This is a genomic window from Vulgatibacter sp. (genome assembly GCF_041687135.1).
GTDB lineage: Bacteria > Myxococcota > Myxococcia > Myxococcales > Vulgatibacteraceae > JAWLCN01.
Map to the genome: position 1 here is coordinate 112,682 of NZ_JAWLCN010000008.1, position 24,062 is coordinate 136,743.

Annotated in this window: 26 protein-coding genes, 1 tRNA gene and 1 pseudogene; 9 read left to right on the plus strand and 19 right to left on the minus strand. The window is 69.9% G+C overall.

The window, feature by feature from the left end:
- The first annotated feature begins 25 nt into the window (after positions 1-25).
- From ACESMR_RS17570 to ACESMR_RS17580, 3 genes are all read left to right on the plus strand, one after another.
- On the plus strand, positions 26-403 hold the full coding sequence (locus ACESMR_RS17570; RefSeq protein ID WP_373048414.1) for a hypothetical protein: 378 nt from the start codon (positions 26-28) through the stop codon (positions 401-403).
- 483 nt (positions 404-886) lie between these two features.
- Positions 887-1,105: a hypothetical protein gene (locus ACESMR_RS17575; protein WP_373048415.1), complete on the plus strand. Its 219-nt coding sequence runs from the start codon at positions 887-889 to the stop codon at positions 1,103-1,105.
- Positions 1,106-1,197: 92 nt separating this feature from the next.
- Entirely contained in the window at positions 1,198-1,725 is a 528-nt protein-coding gene (locus ACESMR_RS17580) for a hypothetical protein (RefSeq protein WP_373048416.1), read from the plus strand.
- Between the two features lie 244 nt (positions 1,726-1,969).
- On the opposite strand, the gene ACESMR_RS17585 is transcribed toward ACESMR_RS17580, so the two are convergent.
- The 7 genes from ACESMR_RS17585 to ACESMR_RS17615 all read right to left on the minus strand — a co-directional run bounded on the left by ACESMR_RS17585 (position 1,970) and on the right by ACESMR_RS17615 (position 6,734).
- Positions 1,970-3,757, minus strand: a complete 1,788-nt coding sequence (locus ACESMR_RS17585) for a helix-turn-helix domain-containing protein (protein WP_373048417.1) — start codon at positions 3,755-3,757, stop codon at positions 1,970-1,972.
- Positions 3,754-5,190: a DnaB-like helicase C-terminal domain-containing protein gene (locus ACESMR_RS17590; RefSeq protein WP_373048418.1), complete on the minus strand. Its 1,437-nt coding sequence runs from the start codon at positions 5,188-5,190 to the stop codon at positions 3,754-3,756. Before ACESMR_RS17590 ends, ACESMR_RS17585 begins: the two co-directional genes overlap by 4 nt.
- A gap of 72 nt (positions 5,191-5,262) precedes the next feature.
- Entirely contained in the window at positions 5,263-5,538 is a 276-nt protein-coding gene (locus tag ACESMR_RS17595) for a hypothetical protein (protein WP_373048419.1), read from the minus strand.
- The gene (locus ACESMR_RS17600; RefSeq protein ID WP_373048420.1) at positions 5,535-5,789 is read right to left on the minus strand and encodes a hypothetical protein; all 255 of its coding nucleotides are present in this window, start codon (positions 5,787-5,789) and stop codon (positions 5,535-5,537) included. The genes ACESMR_RS17595 and ACESMR_RS17600 overlap by 4 nt, the downstream gene beginning before the upstream one ends.
- Entirely contained in the window at positions 5,789-6,196 is a 408-nt protein-coding gene (locus ACESMR_RS17605) for a hypothetical protein (protein WP_373048421.1), read from the minus strand. Before ACESMR_RS17605 ends, ACESMR_RS17600 begins: the two co-directional genes overlap by 1 nt.
- The gene (locus ACESMR_RS17610) at positions 6,193-6,537 is read right to left on the minus strand and encodes a hypothetical protein (protein ID WP_373048422.1); all 345 of its coding nucleotides are present in this window, start codon (positions 6,535-6,537) and stop codon (positions 6,193-6,195) included. Before ACESMR_RS17610 ends, ACESMR_RS17605 begins: the two co-directional genes overlap by 4 nt.
- Positions 6,537-6,734 carry a helix-turn-helix domain-containing protein gene (locus tag ACESMR_RS17615; protein ID WP_373048423.1) on the minus strand — a complete coding sequence of 66 codons (198 nt, stop codon included), beginning with the start codon at positions 6,732-6,734 and terminating at the stop codon, positions 6,537-6,539. The genes ACESMR_RS17610 and ACESMR_RS17615 overlap by 1 nt, the downstream gene beginning before the upstream one ends.
- Before the next feature lie 124 nt (positions 6,735-6,858).
- Here ACESMR_RS17615 and ACESMR_RS17620 point away from each other — a divergent pair, with 124 nt between their 5' ends.
- Positions 6,859-7,818 (plus strand): hypothetical protein, encoded by a 960-nt coding sequence (locus tag ACESMR_RS17620; protein WP_373048424.1) that lies wholly within the window; start codon positions 6,859-6,861, stop codon positions 7,816-7,818.
- The gene (locus tag ACESMR_RS17625; protein WP_373048425.1) at positions 7,815-8,972 is read left to right on the plus strand and encodes a tyrosine-type recombinase/integrase; all 1,158 of its coding nucleotides are present in this window, start codon (positions 7,815-7,817) and stop codon (positions 8,970-8,972) included. The genes ACESMR_RS17620 and ACESMR_RS17625 overlap by 4 nt, the downstream gene beginning before the upstream one ends.
- 17 nt (positions 8,973-8,989) lie before the next feature.
- Here the strand turns inward: ACESMR_RS17625 and ACESMR_RS17630 are convergent, their stop codons facing one another.
- Both ACESMR_RS17630 and ACESMR_RS17635 read right to left on the minus strand, forming a co-directional pair.
- Complete coding sequence (locus ACESMR_RS17630) at positions 8,990-9,496, minus strand: hypothetical protein (protein WP_373048426.1); 507 nt, start codon at positions 9,494-9,496, stop codon at positions 8,990-8,992.
- A 108-nt stretch (positions 9,497-9,604) separates the two neighbouring features.
- Positions 9,605-9,681 (minus strand) — tRNA-Arg (locus ACESMR_RS17635).
- A 175-nt stretch (positions 9,682-9,856) separates the two neighbouring features.
- Here ACESMR_RS17635 and ACESMR_RS17640 point away from each other — a divergent pair.
- Positions 9,857-11,221 (plus strand): hypothetical protein, encoded by a 1,365-nt coding sequence (locus ACESMR_RS17640; RefSeq protein WP_373048427.1) that lies wholly within the window; start codon positions 9,857-9,859, stop codon positions 11,219-11,221.
- Positions 11,222-11,402: 181 nt separating this feature from the next.
- Positions 11,403-13,061 carry a hypothetical protein gene (locus tag ACESMR_RS17645; RefSeq protein ID WP_373048428.1) on the plus strand — a complete coding sequence of 553 codons (1,659 nt, stop codon included), beginning with the start codon at positions 11,403-11,405 and terminating at the stop codon, positions 13,059-13,061.
- Between the two features lie 10 nt (positions 13,062-13,071).
- Here ACESMR_RS17645 and ACESMR_RS17650 read toward each other — a convergent pair whose 3' ends face one another.
- Complete coding sequence (locus ACESMR_RS17650) at positions 13,072-13,590, minus strand: adenine phosphoribosyltransferase (RefSeq protein WP_373048429.1); 519 nt, start codon at positions 13,588-13,590, stop codon at positions 13,072-13,074.
- A gap of 148 nt (positions 13,591-13,738) precedes the next feature.
- Here ACESMR_RS17650 and ACESMR_RS17655 point away from each other — a divergent pair, with 148 nt between their 5' ends.
- The gene (locus ACESMR_RS17655; RefSeq protein ID WP_373048430.1) at positions 13,739-17,107 is read left to right on the plus strand and encodes a hypothetical protein; all 3,369 of its coding nucleotides are present in this window, start codon (positions 13,739-13,741) and stop codon (positions 17,105-17,107) included.
- 46 nt (positions 17,108-17,153) lie between these two features.
- Here ACESMR_RS17655 and xerD read toward each other — a convergent pair whose 3' ends face one another.
- Positions 17,154-18,080, minus strand: a complete 927-nt coding sequence (gene xerD / locus ACESMR_RS17660) for a site-specific tyrosine recombinase XerD (protein WP_373048431.1) — start codon at positions 18,078-18,080, stop codon at positions 17,154-17,156.
- 114 nt (positions 18,081-18,194) lie between these two features.
- Here xerD and mgtE point away from each other — a divergent pair, with 114 nt between their 5' ends.
- Positions 18,195-19,514, plus strand: coding sequence for a magnesium transporter (gene mgtE / locus ACESMR_RS17665; RefSeq protein WP_373048432.1), 1,320 nt, complete (start codon positions 18,195-18,197; stop codon positions 19,512-19,514).
- Here mgtE and ACESMR_RS17670 read toward each other — a convergent pair.
- The 8 genes and pseudogenes from ACESMR_RS17670 to ACESMR_RS17705 form a co-directional block, all read right to left on the minus strand.
- The gene (locus tag ACESMR_RS17670) at positions 19,511-20,128 is read right to left on the minus strand and encodes an L-threonylcarbamoyladenylate synthase (protein ID WP_373048433.1); all 618 of its coding nucleotides are present in this window, start codon (positions 20,126-20,128) and stop codon (positions 19,511-19,513) included. The two genes, mgtE and ACESMR_RS17670, sit on opposite strands and share 4 nt — an antisense overlap.
- A gap of 85 nt (positions 20,129-20,213) precedes the next feature.
- On the minus strand, positions 20,214-20,507 hold the full coding sequence (locus tag ACESMR_RS17675) for a general stress protein B (RefSeq protein ID WP_373048523.1): 294 nt from the start codon (positions 20,505-20,507) through the stop codon (positions 20,214-20,216).
- 84 nt (positions 20,508-20,591) lie between these two features.
- Entirely contained in the window at positions 20,592-20,882 is a 291-nt protein-coding gene (locus tag ACESMR_RS17680; RefSeq protein ID WP_373048434.1) for a KGG domain-containing protein, read from the minus strand.
- Positions 20,883-20,941: 59 nt separating this feature from the next.
- Positions 20,942-21,148, minus strand: a pseudogene (locus ACESMR_RS17685) (KGG domain-containing protein); the annotation flags it as partial.
- Between the two features lie 197 nt (positions 21,149-21,345).
- Complete coding sequence (locus ACESMR_RS17690; RefSeq protein WP_373048435.1) at positions 21,346-21,642, minus strand: KGG domain-containing protein; 297 nt, start codon at positions 21,640-21,642, stop codon at positions 21,346-21,348.
- A gap of 35 nt (positions 21,643-21,677) precedes the next feature.
- A complete protein-coding gene (locus ACESMR_RS17695) occupies positions 21,678-22,046 on the minus strand; it encodes a general stress protein B (protein WP_373048436.1) in 369 nt (122 codons plus the stop codon).
- A gap of 58 nt (positions 22,047-22,104) precedes the next feature.
- On the minus strand, positions 22,105-22,551 hold the full coding sequence (locus ACESMR_RS17700) for a KGG domain-containing protein (RefSeq protein ID WP_373048437.1): 447 nt from the start codon (positions 22,549-22,551) through the stop codon (positions 22,105-22,107).
- Between the two features lie 2 nt (positions 22,552-22,553).
- Positions 22,554-23,477 carry a RimK family alpha-L-glutamate ligase gene (locus ACESMR_RS17705; RefSeq protein ID WP_373048438.1) on the minus strand — a complete coding sequence of 308 codons (924 nt, stop codon included), beginning with the start codon at positions 23,475-23,477 and terminating at the stop codon, positions 22,554-22,556.
- Positions 23,478-24,062: the final 585 nt, after the last annotated feature.

The window sequence follows — 24,062 nt, forward strand, 5'->3', positions numbered from 1 at the left end:
TGCAGGTGCGTTAGGATGGGCACCCATGCAGACCACGCCCTACGATCTGAAGCCGCAGCCGAGGTTCTCGACGGTCGACGCTGCGATCCGCTGGCTCGTCAACGCGCGCCCGGATTCGCCGCGGTCGGTGGATCTCTCCGGCGTCTCCATCGGCTTCGATTCGTCCCGCTTCTCCCGCGACGAGACGCTCGCCCTTCGCAGCGAGCTCCTCGCCATCGTCGGCACGCTCGACGTGGAGGAGCGGAACGCCCTGGCGATGCGTGCCGCCGGCCACTCCTACCGGGAGATCGGCGAGGCGATCGGGGTGCAGGGGAAGGCTGCCGCACGCCGTGTCGACGCCGCACGCTCGAGGATGGCGGACAGGATGCGGGCGAAGGGGTTGATTGCGCGCGAGGTGGTCTAGGGGGGGCACCTCGCAGACCCAGCAGCTGGCTTCCTGCGAACCGCGCTCAAGACCCTTTGCACGTACCGCCAGCGATGGGGGTTTTCAGGGGTCTAGAGGCCGTTCCACGCGATCGCACCCACGTTCCACGGCCCCTTGTCGCATTCTCGGTGGCTGGGTGGGCTGGCGGATGCCACGGGGACCGACGCCGCCGCGATGGTTCCGCGCGAAAAAGTTGGCCGTTTCGGAACGGCTCCATCCGAAGCCCGTGAAACAGCGTGGAACGTGGCCTAGGACCAAAAATCCTCGATTTCGACCCCGCGTTTTGGACCGTAACACGCGCGGTTTCTCGATGGCCGGCCCCACCTTTTGCCTACCCCATATGGGTAACGAAGTGCCTAGAACGGCCCCAATCGCCCTGTTTCTCCCCGTCTAGCGGGTGCGGTGCCGTCGCCGTCCCGATGGTGCCCGACGCTGCTACGCTAGGTCGCAGGAGGTGGCCACATGGCGGCGAAGTACCGAGCGAAGAACGCGACGTTCGAAGAGGCGGGGTTGGTGTGTGTCGTCGAGGAGAGCCAGCGGGGCTTCTCCTGGGCGATCTACCGAGGGGGGGCGCTGGTCAGCATGCTCTCGGCCAACGTCTCGTTCGAGGAGGCGTGCGAGCGTGCGAGGGAAGCGGCATGGCGAGCAGGTCAGGCCGAAGCGGCGAGCGAATCAAAGTGAGTGCCGACTCCCCGAAGCGCTCTAGCTACCTCGAAGCACTGCCGCCCCCCACGGGCGCACTCGACGAGGTGTACGCCGCCCACGGAAGGGCGATGCACGCGGCGCAGCGGCTCGAGAGAGCACTTGGCATGCTGCTAGTCTTCCACAAGGCGCTAAAGTCCACGGCGGCCGACGTGGAATTCGTCGAGAGGACGGAAGCGGAAGTCGAGCGGATCTCGCGCCTTCCTCTAGGCCAGCTCAAGAACGAAACAAAGCAGGCATTCGAGCGGCTCGGCCTGCCGGTGGCGCAATTGCTCGCGATCCTCGACAAGGTGGTCGCCCAAAGGAATGAGGTTGCGCACCACTTTTTCTCCATCAACAGCTACTTGCTTGATGACCCTCACTGTCGCGTCGGCCTGGTCCTCGATCTCACGGTGGCCGGCAAAGTTATCGGCTCGGCCGCAGACGCTTTCGAGAGAACGGTACTGCAGGTCCTCGAGCGCAATCGCGTCGATGCCGCGGCGCACGATGGCTTTCTTCGCTCCCAGCAGCAGCATTCGCTCGTTGGGCGCTTGAATGACGCGGGGGTCCTTACGGACTTCTTGGCCGCGGTCGAGAGCCTCAACCCACCGAAGCCTTGAGCCACCATGGAACCACCGTGGAGCGGGGCGGGCCGTAGCACCCAAAGACGACGGCCCGCCCTCTTCCCCCTGGCTGCCGGGGTGAGGGGCGAAGCCCCACATCACACCGGCCAGCACGTCTAAGAAAGACGTTTTATAGGGAGCGGACCACCGTAACCTGCCGGTATTGCTTGGCGATTCCGGCGGTCCGGTCCGTGGTGGCTACCTTTCTGCCTAACCGGGTCCGCGGGGGCTACCTTTTTGCCTAAGCCGCCTTGCCGCGAACGGTAGCGAGGGCGGTCAGAAGACGAGGTCGCAGCGGCACCAACGGCGCCTGCTCGGCGCGCGAGATGGTCTTCTGATCCACGCCGATGGCGGCGGCGATCTGCGCCTGGCTCATCCCCTGCGCTTCCCGCCAGCCCTTCAACTCGCGGCCCGTGCGCGGCACGCTGGCGACGCTCGGCCCGTAGTGCGGCGGCACGCCGTGGATGATGCGGTCGATCCACCAGTTCGGCGCACGGATTCGGTACAGCGCCTCCGGGTTGACTATCTCGTCGGCGGTGACGGTGATCCCGATTTCGCTGACGAGGAGGTCGAGGTCGCGGTCGAGGGCCTGCTTCGCTGCGGGCCACCTCTTGCGCTGCGTCCGCAGGCCGGCGCGGATGCTGGCGTACTCCCACAGCGTGCCTGCCCTGAGCGTGGTGCCCTCCGGGTTGCGGTCGTAGTGCCACTGGTAGACGAGGAAGGCGAGGAGGCGCAGCGCCCGCGACGGGAGCTCGAGGGCACGCTCGGGGATCAACGTGAAGTTCGGGCTCTTCGCCGCGCGGTGGGCGCCAGCGTAGATCGCCGGGTTGATCTGCATCTTCGCGGCGACGAGGGAGCGCCCCGCCTTCCCGATCTCCTCGACGCCAGCTGGGATGTCGATGAGGCCGAACGGTCCCACCCGCACGAAGCCGACCGTGTTGTCGTCGAGGGCTCGGTGGTGGCGGAGCTCGGCATTCTTCATCCGCCAGATCCGCTTCACCACGGACGCCGCGAGTTCGCTCTCGCTCGCCTTCTTCGATGCGAGGCGGCGCGCGTAGCTCGTCCTCTCGCGGTGCTCCCGCCACGTCCATCGGAAGTGTCCCGTAGCGCCCTGCTCGCCGGCCATGCGCCAGAACAGGATCCAGTCGCGGACGCCGTCCTCCTGGAGTTCGTCGAGGAGGCCGCGAAGGATGGCGCCGTCGATGGGGCTGCTCTTGTCGAAGGCGATCCGCAACTGCACGGGCCGCGGTCGTCCGTCCCATACGAGCTCGACCCAATCCTCCGCCGTCGTCGCCGACGCCCACGGCGATTCAGGCCCGCTCCGCCCGCCCGCCGAGAGGATGCGCAGTGATTCGTGAGCCTCCCGGTTGGCGCTGATTCGGACGACTGGATGGGAGCCGCTCTGCCTCACCCTTTCCTCCGCGAGATGCAGGACGGCGAGAGCGCCGTCGCGCCAGTGGCGAACCCATCCTCCGCGGTCGATGACGACGCAAAGGAATCGGCCATGCTCGTCGGCGACGCGCTGCAGAATGCCCGACAGCTCGGGCTCGAACTCGTCGAGGAAGCGCTCCCGCACCCACGCGAGAACCTTCGCCGCGTCCGCCTGCGACGGGAAGCTGTCGAGAACCTGCTCTGCGAAGCCGATGCGCGGGAGAGTGACGGCGACAAGCCACGCGATCTTGCCCGCCTTGGAGTCGAGCGCCCAACTCCACCACTCGCCCACGGCGGGCCGTGCGAGCACAGCGCGCCGCAGCGGGACCTCGACGAGGAGTTCGACGGCGTGCTCGAGGTCCTCGACGGTCCGGTCGACCCCTTCCTTGCGCCACTGCCGCATTAGCGCCGCCGCCTTGCGGTAGGTGAAGACCTCGCCGTTGATGGTGGCGGTCATCGGCTGCGGATTCGGCTCCGATTCGTCGTGGTATCCGGGGAGATGGAGGCCTGGAGGCGACAGGATCGGCGCGTCCCCGGCTGCCTCTGCGCGCGCAACGAGCTCGTCGTAGCGTTCCTCGATTCTGGTGCGGGCATTCATCGCCCGAAGCCCTCCACCTTGCGCGGGGCGGCGGGCTCGCGGTGGCGGTTCCCGTCGAACGCGAGGTCGATCCAGCCGTTGAAGTCGGCATGCTCGGTCGGACGGGCGCGCAGCTTCGCCACGCCCATCCGCAGGTCCTTGCTCGGCGTGCGCCCCAGGACGAGGAGGGAATCGGCGCTGAACTCGATCTCCCCGGACTCTTTCCCCATGCCGACGAAGCGCGAGGGGTCGCCCTCGCCGAACGCCTCGATGTTGCCGCCGCCGGAGGTCTTTTTCGTCTCGCCGGAGAGCGTCGCGTAGTGCTCCCGCCCCGTGCTCGACACGAGGACGATGGCGGTGTTGTAGGCGATGGCGACCGCGCGGGCGGAGTAGGAGGCAGCCTTGATGCGCTCCCGCAATTCCCGTTCGGTGCCGTCGACGATCTGCAGGAAGTCGAGGACGATGAGCATCGGCAGCGCGCCGGGCTCCTCCTCGGGATGGAGATCCCGCAGCTCCGCAGCGGTGGACCGGAGCTCTGTGTGGCTCCAGGCCAGTGCCGTAGGGGTGTGGTAGGCGAAGGGCAGGTTGCTGACGTTGTTGAGCGCCCCCACCGCCGCGGCGTAATCCTGCTGGTCGGCGTTGCCGAGGAAGAAGTCGGCCCACCGCTTATCCCGCCCGCTCCGCAGCCCCATGATGCGCGCAGTAACGTCGAGGTCGTCGAGCTCGAGGCCCAGATAGAGCGACGGGTAGCCCTGCTCAGCAGCGGTCAGCGCGAGTTCAAGCGCCAACTGCGACTTGCCGGTGCCGGTGTTCCCGACGATGACGTGCACGCCGCGCCCCAGTCCGCCGCCCATGATCTTGTTGAGCGTCGGGAGCGACGTGGGGATGGGCTTCTCTCGCTGCGTCAGACGGCGCAGGAGGCGCTCGAAGGGTGCGGCGAAGGCTCCGGGGCCGGTGACGAATCTGCGGCTTCTGGGGGCAGCACGCTCGGCCACACGGTCGAGACGCTCGACGACGATGCGCCGCGCCTCGCTGGCGGGCACCTCTCCCGACGCGATGCCGCGGGCGACGGCGAGCACCTCGCGCGCTACGGCTTGTCGAGTCGCCTCTTCCTTTCGTTCCGCTGCGCGGGCCTTGATGATTGCGGCATCGACGCCGGCATTCGCCTTGGTGAGGCTTCGCTCCTCCGCGTCGGTCAGGGCGTCGATGACCTTGGAAGTCAGTAAGCCGGCCTTGTTGAGCCGCAGCTTGATCAGGTCGGTGGCGATACCCTCGGGGTGCTGCTGCATGTCGCGGAAGATGATCCGCGACTCCTGCGCCTCGAAGTCATCGACGCTGAGGTCGGCGACACCGGGGAGGCGGATGACTGCCGGGTCGATGAGAATGGCGCCGAGTAGCTTGCGCTCGATCGCGATGTTGGGGTCGAGAACCGGGTTCTCTGCTAGGGTTTCCATGTCGTTCCTTGCTAGGGGTTCGATGTAGGGGGGCGCCCACCGCGGCAACGGGGGCGCCCTTCGTCTTTCTGGTCAGGCCGCACGCCGATCACCCATCGCGGCAACGATGGAGTCGGGCGCCGCCGGCAGACGCGAGAGCGCATCGGCGAGGCGGGCAACGGCGGCGGCAACTTCGGCGTCGGGCTCGAAGCCGGTGAGGGCTGCGAGGTCCTCCGCTGCGGTGAGCGTCTCGAGGAAGGCGGGCTCGATGATCCAATCCGCGCACTCGTTCCCCAGCTGCGCCCCCACCTCGACCATCTCGCGCAGGTGGGCGGCGAACTGCGGCGGCGTCATGTCGTAGGGGTTCACGGCGCCTCCATGCCGGCAACGATCTCGCGGGCCTTGCGGGCGAGGGCCTCTGCCTGGGAAGCGGTGCGCTCCGCCTGGCGGATCAGGTCCTCGAGGAGTGCCTTCGGCGTGTTGGCGGCGTCGGTGAGCGCTCGGGCCTCGTCGCTGGCGAAGTGCGCAGGCAGCCGCCCTGCACCGCGGACAGCGGCGGCACGCTGGCGGTAGCGGTCGACGGCGGCCACGAGGTCGATGCTGTGGGTGGGGGCGCTCATCAATTCACCTCCTTCGGCGAGGTGGGCGTGGCGAGCATCTGGCAGACCAGCCACTTCCCACCTGCGCACGCCATCAGGCGACCGCTACCGGGAACGAAGGCGCTGCGAAGTGCATCGCGCAGCGGGGCGCGTTTCTCTTCGGGGATGGCACCGCAGGAGAAGAGGTGGTCGACCGACTCGTTGCCGAGCGCGGCAACGTAGTCGTTCCCCGCTCCGTCCCGCTGGCCGTTCCATCCCATCGCCAGGGCGACGGCGCGGCCCGGTTCATCGTCGAGGGTGCAGACGACGAGCACCACTTCGTCGAGGCGCACGCCCTCCCAGCCGAGCGCGCCTGCAAGCTGCACCAGCGGCAGTTGCGAGCGGCGCAGGAGTTCGCCCGCGGGGTGTCCCTGTGGCAGGCGGATCATGCGACCTCCTGCGCCGGAACCGAGTAGCGCTCGATCCAGGCGTCGAGGGCCTCGGGGCCGTGCATCGCTGCGCTAACGAGCGTCGAGGCAGCCTGCGTGTGCTCGCCTAGGGCGTGCGCGAGGAAGTCGAAGCAGATGTGGTTGGGCCTGTTCCTGCTGACGACGGAGCAGACGAGGCGAATCGCCCACTCCGGCGAGCCAGGGTGGAGCTCCTCGACGTTCCACTCGGGCGAGGGCACGTCTTCGAAGAACTTCTCTCCGCAGCCGACACGCGCCGCGAGGATGCGGCAGGCGGCGCCTCGGAGCTGGCGGGAGACTTTCCCGTAAGGGCCGCGCTTCATTACGCGGCCTCCGAGGTGGCGCCGCGCTCGACCTTTCCCGCGACCCAACGCTCGAGCTCGGCGGCGGGGATTCGCACCGAACGCCCAAACCGCACCACCGGCAACTCACCGCTGGCGGCCATCTCGTAGACCTTCGATCGACCGAAGCCGAGCCGCTTCGCCGCTTCCTCGACCCTCAAGAGAATCTGTCCGTCCATAGGGGAACCTCCTTTGTTCCATGGACAGATTCGCAGAGCGTGGACAGCCAAGCACGGCGAGTGATATAACGCCGGTATGACGATCCGAGCGGCACCCCCACTAATCGATGGCGAGCTGTACGACGTGAACGGAAGACTGCACGATCGCCATTTGCCGGTAGGCGCATGGCGCGTGCACTCGCGCGTGCTGCTGGAGGATGGCTGGCTGAAGCCGAGCCCCTGGATCGATTACGTGCCCCCCGAGCAATGGGACTTCTGGGAGCTCTCGCAGGAGGACCGAGAACGCGAGAGGGAATACGCTCGCCTGGCAAAGGGACAGCGAGCGGCAGAAGCGCAGCCGGGGCTGCTCGAGCGCTTCGTGGGGCTAGGGGGAGCGAGCGACGGGCGCATCCGCGCGTTCGCCGCGCGATACGGAATGCTCGGCCTCTGCAAGCATTCGATTCCTATTGGGCACGCGCGCCTTACCGAGGGCTGTCATTGGGGTGGGCCGGAGCGCGTGGAGATCTGGAGGTTCATCGCTAGCGGAACTGGGGCAGCGCTGCGCATCGCGGCCGCCCTTCATCGTCAGGAAAAGCCAGCAACGAGCGACTGGGCTACGTTTGGATCCGTCTACTCGTGGTTCGTCGGACGGGATGACGACTCGCGTCGCAGAGATGGCCAAGACGGCCCGTTCAACCTGCCGCCGGGATGGCGTGCTGAGGGGTTTGCGGTCGACCTGGTCCGGATGCTGGACGAGGGTGGACTCGACTCGCACCGGAGCCATCTCGGCAACAGCCTCACCGGCTGGCTTGAGTTTGGTGGCGTGCAGCCGGTGCTTTCGTGGGGATCCGGAAGACCCCAGATTCGATTGGGATCTGCCCATCCCGAACAATGGTCTTTGTTCGGGGCACTTGTTGTGCAGCTGGTGTCCGCGGTCGCCCGGTCGGACGGGCTTGAAGTATGCGCGGGCTGTGGGGGTGCGTTTACGCCGGAGCGAAAGGCTCGCGGTCAGCGCTACTGCGCGACCTGTAGAGGCGACAAGGTCCCGCAGAAATTGGCTGCTCGCAGTTACCGGGCGCGCCGTCGCGCCGAGGGGTCAGCATGAAGCTCACCAAGCGCAGCGATGGCCGCTACACCACCGCCGTCAGCCTGGGGCGCGGGAAGCGGAAGTACGTCTACGGGACCAACCCCGACGACGTGAAGCGCAAGGCGGTGGCAGTCCTCTCCGCACACTACGAAGGGAAGACCATCACCACGGCGAAGGGCAGCGTCGGCGCCTTCCTCGACCGCTGGATCAAGCACCTACAAGCCGAGGGGCGGCTGCGGCCGCGCACGCTCGCCGGCTACGAGCAGTACGTCGAGCTCTACCTCAAGCCGGGGCTCGGCTCCGTCCCCCTGGCGAAGCTCACCGCTGCGGATGTTGCCGAGTTCCTCGCGGCGCGGAAGGCACGGCCCCGCGATGGACGGAAGGGGCGCACGGCGGAGAAGCTCTCGCCGCTCACGATGCGCCACTGCCACGCGATCTTGCGGCGTGCGCTCAAGCAGGCGATGCGGTGGGAGCTCATCGCCAAGAACCCCGCATCTGCCGACTTCATCGACGCCCCCAGGGTGCAGCGTAAGGAGGCCCGCTACCTCGGCGCCGCGGAGGCCCGGAAGCTGCTCGGCGTGTTGAAGGAGGACCGTCTCGGCGCCCTCTTCCTCGTGATGATCGCCACTGGCCTACGCCCCTCGGAAGCCTATGGGCTGACGTGGGCGCGGGTGGATCTCGACGCCGCGGTGCTGCACATCCGCGAGGGCCTCGAGCGCGACCGCGAGACGCGGCGCTGGTTCCTCGGTGAGCTCAAGACGGAGAAGAGCCGCCGCGACCTACCGCTGCCGGCGCCCGCTGTCGGCGCGCTCCGCGAGTACCGGCTGCAGCAGAACGAGGAGAAGATGGCCTTTCGGAAGGAGTGGCGGGACGCGCCGCTCCCCGACCTCGTGTTCACCACGCGGGGCGGGAATCCACTCGACGACGCCCACGTCCGGCGCACGTTCCGTGAGCTGCTCGAGGTGGCCGGGGTCCCGCACGCCACGCCCTATGCCCTGCGCCATTCGTGGGCCAGCCTGGCGCTACTGCAGGGCGTTCCGCTGCGAGTCGTCGCAGAGGGCCTCGGCCATACCGGCGTCACCCTGGCCGCCACAACCTACGCCCACGTTGCCCCGGAGCTGCAGCGGGACGCCGCCGATCGGATCGGCAAGGTGTTGTTGGGCGAAGACTAGAGGCCATCCAGCCGAATTCAGCGGCGCATCAGGCTTCGGATGATGAAGAGCGCCCAAGGTTCGCCGGTTCGGATCACGCGGAAGCGGTGCTCAATGTGATCGCGTAGCTCGTCCAGCTGGCCGAGATCGGGGTAGGTGATGGCCGTGCATGTCTGCTCGTCGTACCAGCGCGCTCCCCGGACTATGTCGCCGTAGAACTCAACCACCTCGCACAGAGACTCGGTCGTTCTGCGGTCGAAAACAGAGGCGGTCCTTCTCAGCAGCCGTTCGTACCTCGCTAGCTCGTTCTCCAGCGCGATGACAACCTCGGCGAGATCGTCCGGATCTTCCACGTCGACACATGCTTCCGCGCGGGCGTGAAGATCCGCGAGCAGCGCCTCGTGCTCCCGCACCGCTGCGATACGCTCATCGAACAGGTTCGCCTGCTCGTGTTTGCGCTGGTCAACTCGCCCCTTCACGACGTAGCCGAGCAGCGTGCCCGCAACGCCGATCCCGGTTGGGGCGACAACCTGCCACCACTCCATCAAGACACCGCCTGCCAGCGGCGGAGGCGCTGGTGACGTGAGCAGCCTCCCTCCCTCCCCTGTTGTCAGAATCTGTTGTCAGGAGAGGGAGGGAGGCGAGCTAAGTATTGGTGGCCCCAACAGGACTCGAACCTGTGGCCTACGGTTTAGGAAACCGCCGCTCTATCCACCTGAGCTATGGGGCCAAAAGCCGTTTCGTCCCGGCTGCTTGGCCGTGACGGGTGAGAGGTACACCACGGGAACGGCCCGGGCAAGGGTGAAGGCGCCGCCCCCGCGCGGCCGTCGCGACTTGCCCGAATCCCGCCACCAGGTGTCAAGTGGAGGACAGGGCCCGCCGCCCTGCCGCAACCGGGGGAAGAGATGCAGCTGCGAACCACGACGCCGATGGGCCTGCTGGCCCTTTGCCTTCTGCTCCTCGCCTGTGGCGACACGGAACGGGACCGGCCCGCCGGCACGGGCGGAACCGCCGGAACCGGCGGCTCGGGCGGCAGCGGCGGTGGGGGTGGCAGCCAGGCCCGCGAGCAGCTCTGCGACGCGCTCTGCGAGCCCCTCGTCGCCTGCGGCCTCGCCGGCGGCAGCCACGACGCCTGCGTCGCCACCTGCGTCGCCGACGAGGCGACCGGCGACGAGGCCCTCGCCGCCTGTGCCGCCTGCGCGGAAGCGGCCAGTTGCACCGCGTTCACCGCCTGCCTCTCGAGCTGCGCGCCCGCCGACCACGACCTGGCGGTGGAGCTGCCCGCAGGCGACGGCGCCACCGGCGAGCTCTTCGTCGCCGTCTTCGACGGCCCCACGGGCGAGCTCCTCCAGCACGGCAGCGCCCCCATCGCCGACGGGGCGCCCACGCGCATCGATCTGCAGGGCGCGCTCTCGTCCGCACGCGCCGCCACCGTAGCCGCCTTCCTCGACCTCGACGACGACGGTGCCTGCGACCCCACCGACACCGCCTGGCGGATCGAGATGCCGCCAGCAGCGGACGACGTCGTTCTCACCCTCGACGAAGCGGAGGCGGGCGGTCCGGACGAAGTCTGCGGTCAGTTCACCGACACGCCCCGCCACCTCCGCATCGAAGGCAGCGGCTTCGCCGCACCGGCCGGCGCCGTCGCCCTCGTCACCGCCACCGACGACTTCGAGGAGGAGATGGATCCGCAGCTCGAGGCGGCGGTCGTCGACGGCGCCTTCCGCATCCAGCTCGACCGCTTCCTCGCCCCGGAGACCAGCACCGACCTCGCCTGGATGGTCGACCTCGACGGCGACGGACGCTGTCACCCGACCCGGGACGCAGGCGGCACGGCGCAGGTCGAAGGCCCCTACCCCACCCACCGGACCCTCCCCGTCACCCAGGCCGCGGCGAGCGACGCGCCCTGCGAGCGCTTCGTCGGCATGGGCTACGATCTGCGCCTCGTCGGCAGCGCGTTCGAGCCCTTCGAGGGGCAGGAGATCCGCGCGGTGATCCAGGACGCGGCGGGCGCCCGCCGCTCCTTCGGCATGGCGCCGATCGAGGACGGCGCCTTCAGCCTGCTCGTCCGCCACGGCGTGATCCCCGGGATGGAGCAGCGGGTCGCGCTCTTCGTCGACGAGGACGGCGACGAGCGGTGCACCGCCGCCGACGCCGCGTGGTGGGTGGTGATCCCCGCGGGCGACGGCCACATCGAGCAGAACTTCGCCCGTCCGGACGCCACCGACGTGGATGCCTGCGACGCCCACCCGCCTGGGACGTGGGACTGAAGGTCAGATCGGCCGCAGCACCCTGCACGGATTGCCTGCCGCCACGGACCCGCGACGGCAGATCACCGGCGCCGCGGCACCACCCAACCAGACCTCCCCACCTCAGGTAGTGCGGTTCGCCGCACTCCCCCACCCACGCCCCTCGCTGCGATGCAGATCGTTCACACGACCGGAGGGGCGGATGAACGAGCGGACGAGGCGCGGCCTCGCGCTGGTGTTGCTTCTTGCTGCAGCAGGCTGTGGTACTGGGGACGAGCCGGATGAGGGGCCGGGGCAGCAGCAGCCGGAACCCGAGCCCGAGCCGGAGCCGGGGGAGAAACCGGCGCTCACCGCTGCGGCGCTGCTGGTGCGGATGGAGGCCCCCGGCACCGCCGACCTGGTGCTCGGTACGGCGGGCGCCGCCGCCGATGCGGAACGGGTGATCGTCTACGCGGACGCGAAGCTGGAGGAGGAGCTGGTCCGCACGCCCGTCGCTGCGGACGGCTCCTTCGGCCCCGTCTCGTTCGGCGACAACGCCCACGCGCGGATCTGGCTCGTCGCCGAGAACGAGCACGGCCTCTCGGCTGCCGCGGCGCTGGAGAACGACGTCGAGGGTCCGATTCTCTCGCTGCAGGAGAAGCCCGCCGATCCCAGCGCCAGCGCCGATGCCCGTTTCGAGCTCGCCTGCTCCGAGGCGGATTGCACCTTCGCGTGCAGCCTCGACGGCGCGGCGATGGCGCCCTGCGCTGCCACGATCGACTACGGCGATCTCGCCGAGGGGGCGCACGGCTTCGTCGCGATCGCCACCGACGCGGCTGGAAACGAGAGCGCGCCGATCGCCTGGGACTGGAACGTGGATCTCACCGATCCGGTGGTGACGATCACGGGGAAGCCGGCGGATCGGAGCAGCGATCCCGCGCCGGTCTTCACCTTCGAATGCTCGCGCGAGGGCTGCACCTTCGAGTGCGCCTACGACGGGGAAGCGTTCGCGCCCTGCACCTCGCCGCGCACCCAGTCGGTGACCAGCGGCGAGCACAGCTTCGCGGTCCGCGGCCTCGCGGGCCTCTCGGTGGGCGAGCCGACCAGCTACCAGTGGCTCGTCGATCTCGCCGGGCCGGTGGTCTCCTTCGATCAGCAGCCGCCGGCCCACACCAACGAGGACGAAGCGCACCTCGCCTTCTCCTGCGACGAGGCATGCACCTTCCTCTGCAACGTCGACGGCGCGGGCTTCGCCGCCTGCGAATCGCCGCAGACCCTGACCGGCCTCTCCGAGGGCGTGCACCTCTTCGAAGTGCGGGCGACCGACGCCGCCGGCAACGAGAGCGAGCGCTTCGTGCGCTGGACGGTGGACTTCACGCCGCCGACCGCCGCCTTCACGGCGCTGCCGGCGCCGAACCGCGCCGCAGCGACCTTCGAGTTCGGCTGCAACGTCGGCGGCCCCTGCACCTTCACCTGCGCCCTCGACGGCGAGGAGCCGTCTCCCTGCGCCAGCCCGGCGGTACGGAACGGGCTCGCCGAAGGGCCGCACGGCTTCACGGCGGTACCCACGGACGCTGCGGGCAACGAGGGCGCTGCCATCCACCACGCCTGGACGATCGACACGGTGGCGCCGGTGGTCTCGATGCCGGACGCGCCGACGGGCACCACCGGCAACTACCAGGTGACGATCACGCTGGTCTGCGACGAGCCGAACTGCACCTTCGAATGCCAGGTGAACGGGGGCATCCTGCTGCCCTGCACCTCGCCCCACACGATGAGCCTCTCGCCAGGCCCCTACACCTTGCGCCTCGTCGGCACCGACGCTGCCGGCAACACCGGCGAGGCCACCGCGGGCTGGACGATGGGCGCGGTGGAGATGTAGCCCTCGCCTGTCAGTAGGTGACGATCGAAAAGATCTCGTCGTGCTCGAGGAGCTTCCTGCCGTGCAGGAAGCCGAGCTCGGCGACGAAGCCGAAACCGACCACCTCGGCACCGCGCCGCTCGACGAGACGCTTCGCCGCGCGCGCGGTGCCGCCGGTGGCGAGGATGTCGTCGAGGACGAGGACCCGCTCGCCGGGCTGCACCGCGTCCACGTGGATCTGGAGCACGTCGGTGCCGTACTCGAGGCCGTAGCGCTCCTCGTCGACGTGCCACGGGAGCTTGCCGGGCTTGCGGACGATGGCGAAGCCCGCGCCCAGGGCGTAGGCGAGCGCCGAGCCGAAGATGAAGCCGCGGGCCTCGATCGCCACGACCTTGTCGATGTGCTTGCCGACGTAGTTCTCGGCGAGGAGATCGAGGGTGCGCCGGAAGGCGACCCGGTCGCCGAGGACGGGGGTGACGTCCTTGAAGACGATCCCCTTCTGCGGGAAGTCGGGAACGTCGCGGATCAGCTCGCGGATGATGCGGTCCATGGTCGCCTCTGCTGCCTGAATTCGGCCGGGCAGTCTATGCCAAGAAGGCGAAAGCCGGCTCCCATGGGTGTGGAGTGCGCTTTTCCGCACTAGGTCGAGCCGCGCGCTGCCGCATATCTCCTGCAGCGAGTGGCGGAGGGCTTCACAGATGATGCGGCGGATTGCGGGACTGGCGCTGTTGCTCCTGTTGGCACAGGCCTGTGGCGGGGATTCCGGCGGCAAGCCGGCTGGCAATGGCGGCACGGGTGGCACCGGCGGCACCGGCGGTTCGGGCGGCACCGGCGGTTCGGGCGGCACCGGCGGTTCGGGCGGCACCGGCGGGTCGGGCGGCACCGGCGGTGCGGGTGGCACCGGTGGTGACGGCGGAGCCGGGGGCATCGGCGGCGCCGGCGGTACGGGCGGCATGGGCGGTGGCGCGGGCGGCATGGGCGGCGCCGGCGGCTCGCTCTGCGAGCCCGGCAACGACTGCGACCCCGACGAGCCCTGCATGCGCGGCGAGACCCGCTGCGAAGGCGGCATCGAGAGCTGCGAGGCGGTAGCGCCCCTCGCCAACGGCACCCTCTGCGGCGACGACCAGGTCTGCAGCGACGGCGCCTGCGTCGCCTGCGAAGAGGGCAGCGCCTGCACCCCGGCAGCCGAGTGCAACGTCGGCGCGATCGCCTGCGGCACCGGCACGCCGACCTGCACCGATACCGGCGTCGCCGCAGACGACGGCACCCTCTGCAGCACCGGCATCTGCGAGAGCGGCAGCTGCTTCGATCGCCACACCTTCGTGATCCCGAGCGGCGCCGCGCAGCAGGCCTGGGCCCTCACGCCGCTCGATCCGATCACGGTGCAACTCCTCGACACCCGCGAGCGGCCCGTCGCCGGTGCCGATGTGGCAATCACCGGACCCGACGGCGTGCAGATCGCCCCTGCTGCCGGCGTCACCGACGAGAACGGCCGCTTCACCTTCGACGTGCGCCTCGGCCGCGCGGTCGGCGCCTTCGACCTCGTGGTCACCGGCGGCAACGCCCACCCGACCGCCGTCCCGGCGACCTCGCTCCAGCCCGACGCCGGCACCATCGCCACCCTGGTGAACGAGAGCTTCGTCTTCGGCGACCTCGGCCTGCCGGGCTTCGGCCCCGCAGCGCTCATCGGGGTGCCGAGCGGCGTCGCCATCGCCAGCGACGGGACCGTCTACCTCGGCGATTCCTCGCATTGCAGGGTCCTCGCCGTCTCGCCCGGCGGCATGATCCGCCGCATCGCCGGCAGCACCTGCACCACCGCGAGCGGCGACGGCGGCCCCGCCCTCCAGGCCACCTTCCGCGGCCTGCGCGACATCGCCCTCGACGAGAGCCGGGGCCGCCTCTACGTCGCCGACAACGGCGCGCGGGTGGTGCGGACGATCGATCTCGCCTCCGGCCAGATCAGCCACCTCGCCGGCGGCGGCAGCGCAGCCGGCCCGGAATACGGCGCCGGCGGGCCGGCGACCGACGCCTCGTTCCAGGACCTCGGCGGCCTCGCCGTGGCGCCCGACGGCTCGGTGACCATCGCCGACCGCGGCCGCGACCGGATCTGGCGGGTGGATCTGCCCACCAACACCATCGAGACCTGGGTCGCCTTCGCCACCCATTGCCTCGAGGGCGAGGTGGTGATCACCGACGTGAGCGCCGTGGCCACCGGCGGCGAGCCGGTGTGGAACGCCGCCGGCGACGCCTTCCTCTCCGGCACGATCTGCGGCACGAAGATCGGCGCCGTCTTCCGCGCGGGCATCGTCCGCCGCGACGCCGCCGGCGCGCTCCACCACGTCGCCGGCCACGCCAGCGGCGACAGCACCAGCGAAGGGATCCCCGCCGCCTCGGTGGCGATGGTGGGCGGCATCGGGCTCGCCCTCGACGAGGGGGGCAACCTCTTCTACAGCGAGTACCACAGCCACCGCGTCCGCCGGATCGACGCAGCCACCACCCGCGTCACCACGGTGATCGGCACCGGCGGCGCCGGCGGCGGCGGCGACTACGGCCCTGCCACCTCGGCGCGGCTCCAGGCGCCGCTCCACCTCGCCATCCTCGGCGACGAGTTCCTCGTGGTCGACTCGGTCAACCGCGCGCTCCGCGTGGTCTGGGGCGTGAACGCCACCACGCCTTCCGCCGCAACCCTCGCCCTCGCCGCGGGCAACGGCGCCCTGCCCTTCCCCGTCGACGAGATCGGCGCGTTCTCCGTCAGCCTCCAGGACGACGCGGGCCAGCCGGTGGTCGGCGCGCCGGTGCGCTGGGAGGCGGTGGACGCAGGAACGGCCCTCGACGCCCCCACCACCGCCACCGACGCGACGGGTCTCGCCACCGCCAACGGCAGGGCCCCGCTCGCCCTCGGCGGCTTCCGGGTCCGCGCCCACTTCGACGACATCCACGGCGTCCCGGTGGCCGGCAGCCCGGTGGAGTTCGTGCACGAGGTGGTGGCGCCGCCAGCAGGAACGATCTTCTCCGCCTCGAACCTCACCCACGCCAGCGGCAACAGCGCAGGCGAGGAGCCTGCAGCCATTGCGCGGACGGGCACCATCCGCGGCATCGCCGTGGCGAGCGACGGGGCGATCTACTTCTCCGATCGCGAGAATTGCCGCGTCCGCAAGATCACGTCGCAGGGCGTGCTCGTGAACGTCGCCGGCGGGAACGGCTGCAGCTATGGCGGCGACGGCGGACCCGCGGTGGACGCGCAGCTCTACTGGCCCGGCGGCCTCGCCCTCGACGAGGCGAGCGGCCTGCTCTACGTCGCCGACAGCGCCAACCGCCGCATCCGGCGGGTCGACCTCGTCACCGGCCTCATCGACACCATCGCCGGTGGCGCCACCAGCAACACCGCGCCCTACGGGGACGGCGGCCCCGCCACCAGCGCGTGGGTGAGCCACTTCACCCACCTCTCGCTCTCGCCGGACGGCGGTCTCTACGTGGGCGACAGCAACGCCGATCGCCTGCGCCGCATCGACCTCGCCACGGGGATCATCGACAGCGTCACCGGCGCACCGGCGAGCACCTTCTGCAGCCCGGCACCTGCGGACTACACCATCCGCGACTGCGGCGTGGACGGCGCCGAATGCTCCAGCGCGTGGGATGCACAGGGCAACCTCTACCTGGCAGCCAACTGGTGCGGCGGCTCCTTCGGCACCACCATGCGCCACGCGGTGATGAAGCGCGATCCGAGCGGCGCATGGACGCACGTCGCCGGCGCGCCCAGCACCTCCGGCAGCACCGCCGAGGGCATCGACGCCACCACGGCGTATCTCGCGAACCAGCCGCACCTGCAGGTGGCGCCGGACGGCGCGGTCCACCTCGCCTTCACCGGCGGCCACCGGATCCGCCGCATCGATCCGACGACCGGCATCATCGACACCGTCGCCGGCAGCGGCACCCTGGGCAGCGCCGGCGACTACGGCCCCGCCACCCAGGCGCAGCTCCACACGCCCAACGGCTTCGGCTTCACCGTCGATGGCCACCTGGTGATCGGGGACGGCTACAACCGCAGCGTGCGCGTGGTCTGGTAGCGGCGGCGCAGCGCCGGCACGGTCGCCCGCCGATCGTGCCGGCGCGTCACGCCCGCGGGTGGAAGCGGTCGTAGAGGCCGCGCAGCCGCCGCGAATCGACGTGGGTGTAGATCTGCGTCGTCGCCACGTCGGCATGTCCCAGCATCTGCTGCACCGCCCGCAGATCCGCCCCGCGCTCGAGCAGGTGGGTGGCGAAGGAGTGCCGCAGCTTGTGAGGGGAGATCGGCCGATCGATCCCCGCCTGCACCGCGTACTTCCGCAGGATCTTCCAGAAGCCCTGCCGGGTGAGCGGCCTGCCGGTGGGGCCGACGAAGAGCGCCCGACCCGCCCGGCCCCTGCAGATGGTGAGCCGCGGGCCGTCGAGGTAATGCTCCACCGCAGCCCGCGCGATCAGTCCCACCGGCACGATCCGCTCCTTGTTGCCCTTGCCCTTCGCGATCAGGTAGCCGGCGGTGAGGTTGAGGTCGTTGAGCTCGAGCCCCACCAGCTCCGAGACACGCAGGCCCGTGGCGTAGAGCAGCTCGATCATCGCCTTGTCGCGGGCGCCGGTGGGCTTCACCACCTCGGGTGCGGCGAGCAGCCCCTCCACCTCGTCCACGGTGAGGTAGATCGGCAGCTTCCGCACCGCCTTCGGCCGCTCGATCACCCGGGCCGGATCCTTCTTCGTGATCCGGTCGGCGCAGAGGAAGCGGTGGAACATCCGGATCGCCGCCAGATGCCGCGCCTGCGAGCGCGCCCCGAGGCCGCGCTCGGCCAGGTGGAGCAGGTGGGTCTGGATGTGGTCGGGCTCGATCGCTTCGGCGTCGCCGAGCCCCGCCTTGTGCAGGTCGTCGAGGTAGTCGCGCAGATCCTCGCCGTAGGCGTCGACGGTCTTCGGCCCGAGGCCCCGCTCCACCCGGATGTAGCCGAGGAAGAGATCGAGGAGCGGATCGAGGGGGCCGAAGGTCGGCGTGCGGGTGCGGGGGCGCGGCACCGGGCCACTCTACGCCCGTCCCGCCGGCACCGCCCGGAAGCCGCCTGTGGACGAACCAAAAGCTCGACTTGCCCCGTGCCCTGGGGCACCACTGGCGCGAGCCGGGGTGCATCGATGAGCAAGGAACTCGAGTCCCTGAACGAAGAGGAACTCCTCGAAGCCTGGCCGCTCCTCAGCACGGAGGAGCGGTCCGAGGGGATCCGCCTCCTCGACCGCCAGCAGCAGGAGGATCTCTTCCTCGCCCTCGGTGGCAGGGATCAGCACGCCTTTCTCGCCTCGCTGCCGCAGACCGAGCGCCGCTCCTGGGTGCGGATGCTCCCCCCGGACGACGCAGCGGATCTGGTGCAGGAGGCGCCGCCGGAGGAGCGGCAGCGGCTCCTCGCGCTCCTCGATCCGCCGGCGCGCCTCGAGGTGCAGGGGCTGCTCGCCTACGCGGAGGACGAAGCCGGTGGCCTGATGAGCCCCCGCTTCGCCAGGGTGCGCCCCGATCTCACCGTGGATCAGGCGATCACCTGGCTGCGCAAGCAGGCCCGGGAAAAGCTGGAGACGATCTACTACGTCTACGTGATCGACGCGGAGCAGCATCTCTGCGGCGTGGTCTCCTTCCGCGAGCTCTTCCAGGCGCCGCCGGACAAGCGCGTCCGCGACGTGATGCAGGTCGACGTGGTCACCGCCCGGGACGACCTGGATCAGGAGCGCTTGAGCCGCCTCTTCCGGGATTGGGGCCTCCTCGCCATCCCGGTCGTGGACGAGGCCGGCCGGATGAAGGGCATCGTCACCGTCGACGACATCGTCGACGTGGTCGAGGAGGAGGCCACCGAGGACATCCAGAAGATCGGTGGCTCCGAGGCCCTCGACGAACCCTACCTCACCATCTCGCTGCCGCGAATGCTCAAGAAGCGCGGCGGGTGGCTCGCGGTGCTCTTCCTCGGCGAGATGCTCACCGCCACGGCGATGGCGGCGTACGAGGACGAGATCGCCCGGGCGGTGGTCCTCGCCCTCTTCGTCCCGCTCATCATCTCCAGCGGCGGCAACTCGGGTTCGCAGGCGTCGACGCTGGTCATCCGCGCCATGGCCGTGGGCGAGGTGAAGGTGCGCGACTGGTGGCGGGTGGTGCGCCGCGAGTTCTCCTCGGGGCTCGCCCTGGGGCTGCTCCTCGGCGCCATCGGCATCGTCCGCGTCCTCGCCGGCGAGGCGCTCTTCCACACCTACGGCGAAGCGGCGGTAGGCGTGGCGCTCACGGTGGGCTTCAGCCTCGTCGGCGTGGTGCTCTTCGGCACGCTCTCCGGATCGATGCTGCCGCTGCTCCTGCGCAGGCTCGGCCTCGATCCGGCCAGCGCGTCGGCGCCCTTCGTCGCCACGCTGGTCGACGTGACCGGCCTGCTCATCTATTTCAGCGCCGCGAGCCTGCTGCTCCGCGGCACCCTGCTCTAGCCGATCGCTTCGACCGGCCCCTTGCCCTCGCGCAGCACCTCGACGTGATCGTCCACGAGGGAGACGACGGTGGAGGGCTCGTTGAGCTGGTAGCCCCCGTCGATGATCAGCTCGAGGCCGTGGCCGAGCAGCGACTTGATGTCGCGGGGATCGAGCAGGGTCTCGTCGCCGTAGGTGGCGGAGGTGGTGAGCAGCGGGTGGCCGAGCCGCTCCACCAGCGCCATCGGGATCGCCGCATCGGGGACGCGGATGCCCACGGTCTTCTGCTTCGTCATCGCGATCTCCGGCGTCAGCTTCGTCGCCGGGAGGACGAAGGTGTAGGGACCGGGCACCAGGCGCTTCATCACCTTGTAGGCCCAGTTGGAGACCTTCGCGTAGCGCGAGATGTCGGAGAGATCGGAACAGAGGAAGGAGAGCGGCTTGCCTGCAGGACGCCCTTTGAGCCGGTAGAGCTTCTCGACCGCCTTCTTGTTCATCAGATCGCAGCCGATCGCGTAGTACGTGTCGGTGGGATAGGCGATCACGCCACCGGCCTCGAGGCTGGCAACGGCGCGCTCGATGTGGCGCGGCTGCGGGTGGTTCGGATCGATCGCGAGAATGGGTGCGTCGGCCATGGCGGCGCAACCTACCCATTCTCCACCCGTTGCACAATTGCCCGCGAGCGGAGGTGGCCCCTCATCCACCTGCGCTTCGTCCGGGTCAACGGCGCTTCTTCCCCTCTTCGATCAGCTCGCGGACGCGCTGCCCGCCCTTGTGGCCGATCTCGGAGTAGAAGCCCGGTCCCTTCTCGCGTGCCACGGTCTCGCCGCCCTTGCGGCCGATCTCCTCGTAGAACGCGTGACCTCGTTCACGCGCGACCGTCTGGCCGCCCTTCTTGCCGATTTCCTCGTAGAAATCGTGCCCGTAGCGCTCCCGGACGATCTTGCCGCCCTTCTCGCCGCCGAGCCGGCCGGCCTCCTGGACGGTCATGCCGCCCTTCTTCTGCTCTGCCATCTCGCTCACCTCCCTTCCTCGAGCAATTTCGAGGACGGGAAGCGGAGGGATCGGCCCCCGCCCCCCGGGAGGAGATGCGGGCCGTTATTTCTTCTGGCCCTTCTTGCCCTCTTCGATCAGCTCGCGGACGCGCTGCCCGCCCTTGTGGCCGATCTCGGAGTAGAAGCCGGGGCCCTTCTCGCGGGCGACGGTCTCGCCGCCCTTCCGGCCGATCTCCTCGTAGAACTCGTGACCGCGCTCGCGGGCGACGGTCTGGCCGCCCTTCTTGCCGATCTCTTCGTAGAAGCCGTGACCACGCTCGGAAGCGACCTTCTCGCCCCCCTTGCGGCCGGCCTCCTGCACCGTCATTCCGCCCTTCTTCCTCTCGTCAGCCATGCCACTCCTCCTTCCGCCGAGTAGGGACCGCCGCCAGGCGACGACCCGTGTTCCTCGACCTACTTCTTCTTGCCTTCCTCGATCAGCTCGCGGACGCGCTGCCCGCCCTTGTGGCCGATCTCGGAGTAGAAGCTGGGGCCACGCTCACGGGCGACGGTCTCGCCACCCTTGCGGCCGATCTCCTCGTAGAACTCGTGGCCACGCTCGGAGGCGACCTTCTCGCCACCCTTGCGCCCGGCCTCCTGCACGGTCATCCCGCCCTTCTTCTGCTCAGCCATTCGAGAACCTCCGTTGTGAACCGCGACCCACCGCGGGTGCACTCACTTCCTCTCGCTCTTCTTGCCTTCTTCGATGAGGTCGCGGACGCGCTGGCCGCCCTTCTTCTGCTCGGCCAACTGGAACCTCCTTCCGGCTGAAGCGGCCCCGCGCGAGAGCGACGGGGCCGCTTCAACAAGAGGCACGGCTACTTCCCGTGCTTCTTGCCTTCCTCGATCAGCTCTTTGACGCGCTGGCCGCCCTTGTGTCCGATCTCCTCGTAGAAGCCGTGGCCGCGCTCGCGGGCGACCTTCTCGCCACCGATGTGGCCGCCCTTCCTGCCGATCTCTTCGTAGAACTCGTGACCGCGCTCGCGGGCGACGGTCTCGCCGCCCTTGCGCCCGATCTCTTCGTAGAACTGGTGGCCGCGTTCGCGGGCGACCTTGTCGCCACCCTTCTTGCCGGCCTCCTGGACGGTCATCCCGCCCTTCTTCTCTTCAGCCATCGTCTGCCTCCCCCCATCCGCGTAGCAGCGGGCCATCACTCCTCGGACTTGTTCGTCCCCGCGGAGCGCTTCCCTTCCTCGATCAGCTCGCGGACCTTCTGGCCGCCGCGGCGGCCGATCTCCTCGTAGAAGGGCATGCCGCGCTCGGCCTTCACCGTCTCGCCGCCCTTCTTGCCGATCTCCTCGTAGAAGGCAGCTCCACGCTCGGCCTTGACGGTCTCGCCGCCCTTCTTGCCGATCTCCTCGTAGAACTCGCGGCCGCGCTCGCGGGCCACGGTCTCGCCGCCCTTCCGGCCGATCTCCTCGTAGAAGGCCCGACCGCGCTCGCGCTTCACGCGCTCACCACCCTTGCGGCCCGCCTCTGCGACGCTCATCGCGCCCTTGCTCTTCTTCTCCTCGGCCATCACCTACCTCCTTGAAACGAGAATCCCGTGTTGTGTCGTGTCGGCGTACCGCTGCGGATCAGCGGCTGGTGGTGCGGCGGGTCGTGCGACGCGTGGTCGCCTTCGCCTCACCGGCCTCGAGCATCTTGGCGCGCTCGATCAGCTCGCGAACGCGCTGGCCACCCTTCTTGCCGATCTCGCTGTAGAACTGCGGCCCGCGCTCGCGAAGCACGGTCTCGCCACCCTTGCGGCCACCGATCATGCCGCCCTTGCGGCCGGCCTCCTGCACCGTCATGCCGCCGGTCGACGCCTTCACCTGGCGCGCGCTGGCGGTGGTGCGGCTCTTCGGCGCAGCACGGCTGCCGGTGGTCGCCCGGGCCGTGGTGGCGCGCTTGGCCGTGGTGGTGCCGCGGGCGCTCGTGCCGCGGGTGCTGGTGGAGCGCGCGGTGCTCCGCGCGGTGGTCCCGCCGCGGCTGCTGGTCGCGCGCGTGGTCCGGCCCGTCGTCGTCTTCGTCCTCGTCGCCATGTTCAACCTCCCATTCCTTCGATAGGTGCCGCGACCACCGTCAGCCTGGCGTGAGCACGACGCGCAGCGTGGTGCGCGATCGCCTCCGCCATGTCCCGCCCGGTGGCGCGGAAGATTCCCTCCCAGTTCGGACTGCCATTCACCTCGATCACCGTCGGCCCCGACGGACCGAAGGCCAGATCGACCCCGGCCCAATCGAGCCCCAGTGCGCGTGCCGCGCGCACAGCCATCGCCTCCGCTTCCGGAGGCAGTTCGATCGCGCGCGGCTCGGCGCCGATCGAGACGTTGGTGCGGAATTCGCCGGGAGGCGCGATCCGCTCCATGGCCGCTTCCACCCTGCCGCCGACCACGAAGGCCCGCACGTCGCGCCCGCCGTGATCGACGTAGCGCTGCAGGTAGAGAGCGGCGCGTTCTTCGAAGAGCGCCTCGGCGCGCCGCCTGCCCGAGGCGTCGTCGCGGAGGAGCTCGATCCCGTCCCCCAGCGATCCCCACATCGGCTTGGCCACCGCGGTGCCGAGGGCGCGCAGCGCAGCCGCTGCATCCTCGCTGCGCTGGACCACCTGCACCTCGGGGGTGGCGATGCCGGCGCTGGCGAGGAGCAGGCTGGTGCGGAATTTGTCCTGGGCCGCGAGGAGTCCGTCGAGCCGGTTCATGATCGGCGCGCCGGCCATCTCGAGGGCCCGGTAGATCTCGAATTGCAGGTCGGGATCGCCCTTGCGACCAATCCCACGGACGAGGAGCAGGGCATCGAAGTCGGCGGCGGGGATGCGGGCGCAGTGCACCTCGGCGCTCCCGTCCCGCACCGCGACCGAGAGCGTCGCCGGGTCGATCGCCACCGCCTCGCCGAGCCGTTCGCAAGCCTCGATCAGCCCCTGGGAGCTGGCGTCTTCCGATGCATACGCCGAGATGATGCCGAACCGAACCACGCCTACCCCTTGTCCCCACCGGCCGCTGCCCCCGCTGTGCAGCTTCCGACCACCAGAACGTTCCGCATCCCACCAGGCGGTGTGCAAGCTGCCCACAGGGCCCGTGCGGGCCCTGCCTGCTTCTCGCCCCACCTGCGGTGGGCCCGGCGCCCTTCCAGCGCCGGCGGTGGATGCTCTTCCGCCGTTGCATGCTGTTCTCCACCAAACCTAGGGAGCCTCGTCGGGGGGGGAAGCCCTGCCGGGGTCGGCGCCATCGGCGACGCCGGGCGCGGCTGCGGAGGCGGCGCGCGTCGCTGCAGGAGGCGAGAGCGGCGCTGCTCGACGCGTCGGGTCAATCGGGGATGCAACGAAATGGAGAGCGGCTGCGCTGCGGCGGCCAGCGACCGGTGCGCACGGCGCGGCGATCGCGGGCCGACAGACCCGGACCGGCAGCGCGGCAGCTGCGGCGAGGCGCGGGAGCAGCCCGGGCGCCGGCGTTCTCGACTCGAGGGGAGCGGCAGCGCCTTCGGGGCGCATGGCTCGTGCCCCGGATTCGGGGGCCTGCGCTCGACGGTGGCGGCCGCTGGAGGAAGCGCCGCCCCCCCC

Coding starts and splice junctions, on each gene's coding strand:
- ACESMR_RS17570 (WP_373048414.1), top strand. CDS start 26: ATGCAGACCACGCCCTACGATCTGAAGCCGCAGCCGAGGTTCTCGACG.
- ACESMR_RS17575 (WP_373048415.1), top strand. CDS start 887: ATGGCGGCGAAGTACCGAGCGAAGAACGCGACGTTCGAAGAGGCGGGG.
- ACESMR_RS17580 (WP_373048416.1), top strand. CDS start 1,198: ATGCACGCGGCGCAGCGGCTCGAGAGAGCACTTGGCATGCTGCTAGTC.
- ACESMR_RS17585 (WP_373048417.1), bottom strand. CDS start 3,757: ATGAATGCCCGCACCAGAATCGAGGAACGCTACGACGAGCTCGTTGCG.
- ACESMR_RS17590 (WP_373048418.1), bottom strand. CDS start 5,190: ATGGAAACCCTAGCAGAGAACCCGGTTCTCGACCCCAACATCGCGATC.
- ACESMR_RS17600 (WP_373048420.1), bottom strand. CDS start 5,789: ATGAGCGCCCCCACCCACAGCATCGACCTCGTGGCCGCCGTCGACCGC.
- ACESMR_RS17605 (WP_373048421.1), bottom strand. CDS start 6,196: ATGATCCGCCTGCCACAGGGACACCCCGCGGGCGAACTCCTGCGCCGC.
- ACESMR_RS17610 (WP_373048422.1), bottom strand. CDS start 6,537: ATGAAGCGCGGCCCTTACGGGAAAGTCTCCCGCCAGCTCCGAGGCGCC.
- ACESMR_RS17615 (WP_373048423.1), bottom strand. CDS start 6,734: ATGGACGGACAGATTCTCTTGAGGGTCGAGGAAGCGGCGAAGCGGCTC.
- ACESMR_RS17625 (WP_373048425.1), top strand. CDS start 7,815: ATGAAGCTCACCAAGCGCAGCGATGGCCGCTACACCACCGCCGTCAGC.
- ACESMR_RS17630 (WP_373048426.1), bottom strand. CDS start 9,496: ATGGAGTGGTGGCAGGTTGTCGCCCCAACCGGGATCGGCGTTGCGGGC.
- ACESMR_RS17640 (WP_373048427.1), top strand. CDS start 9,857: ATGCAGCTGCGAACCACGACGCCGATGGGCCTGCTGGCCCTTTGCCTT.
- ACESMR_RS17645 (WP_373048428.1), top strand. CDS start 11,403: ATGAACGAGCGGACGAGGCGCGGCCTCGCGCTGGTGTTGCTTCTTGCT.
- ACESMR_RS17650 (WP_373048429.1), bottom strand. CDS start 13,590: ATGGACCGCATCATCCGCGAGCTGATCCGCGACGTTCCCGACTTCCCG.
- ACESMR_RS17655 (WP_373048430.1), top strand. CDS start 13,739: ATGATGCGGCGGATTGCGGGACTGGCGCTGTTGCTCCTGTTGGCACAG.
- mgtE (WP_373048432.1), top strand. CDS start 18,195: ATGAGCAAGGAACTCGAGTCCCTGAACGAAGAGGAACTCCTCGAAGCC.
- ACESMR_RS17670 (WP_373048433.1), bottom strand. CDS start 20,128: ATGGCCGACGCACCCATTCTCGCGATCGATCCGAACCACCCGCAGCCG.
- ACESMR_RS17675 (WP_373048523.1), bottom strand. CDS start 20,507: ATGGCAGAGCAGAAGAAGGGCGGCATGACCGTCCAGGAGGCCGGCCGG.
- ACESMR_RS17680 (WP_373048434.1), bottom strand. CDS start 20,882: ATGGCTGACGAGAGGAAGAAGGGCGGAATGACGGTGCAGGAGGCCGGC.
- ACESMR_RS17690 (WP_373048435.1), bottom strand. CDS start 21,642: ATGGCTGAAGAGAAGAAGGGCGGGATGACCGTCCAGGAGGCCGGCAAG.
- ACESMR_RS17695 (WP_373048436.1), bottom strand. CDS start 22,046: ATGGCCGAGGAGAAGAAGAGCAAGGGCGCGATGAGCGTCGCAGAGGCG.
- ACESMR_RS17700 (WP_373048437.1), bottom strand. CDS start 22,551: ATGGCGACGAGGACGAAGACGACGACGGGCCGGACCACGCGCGCGACC.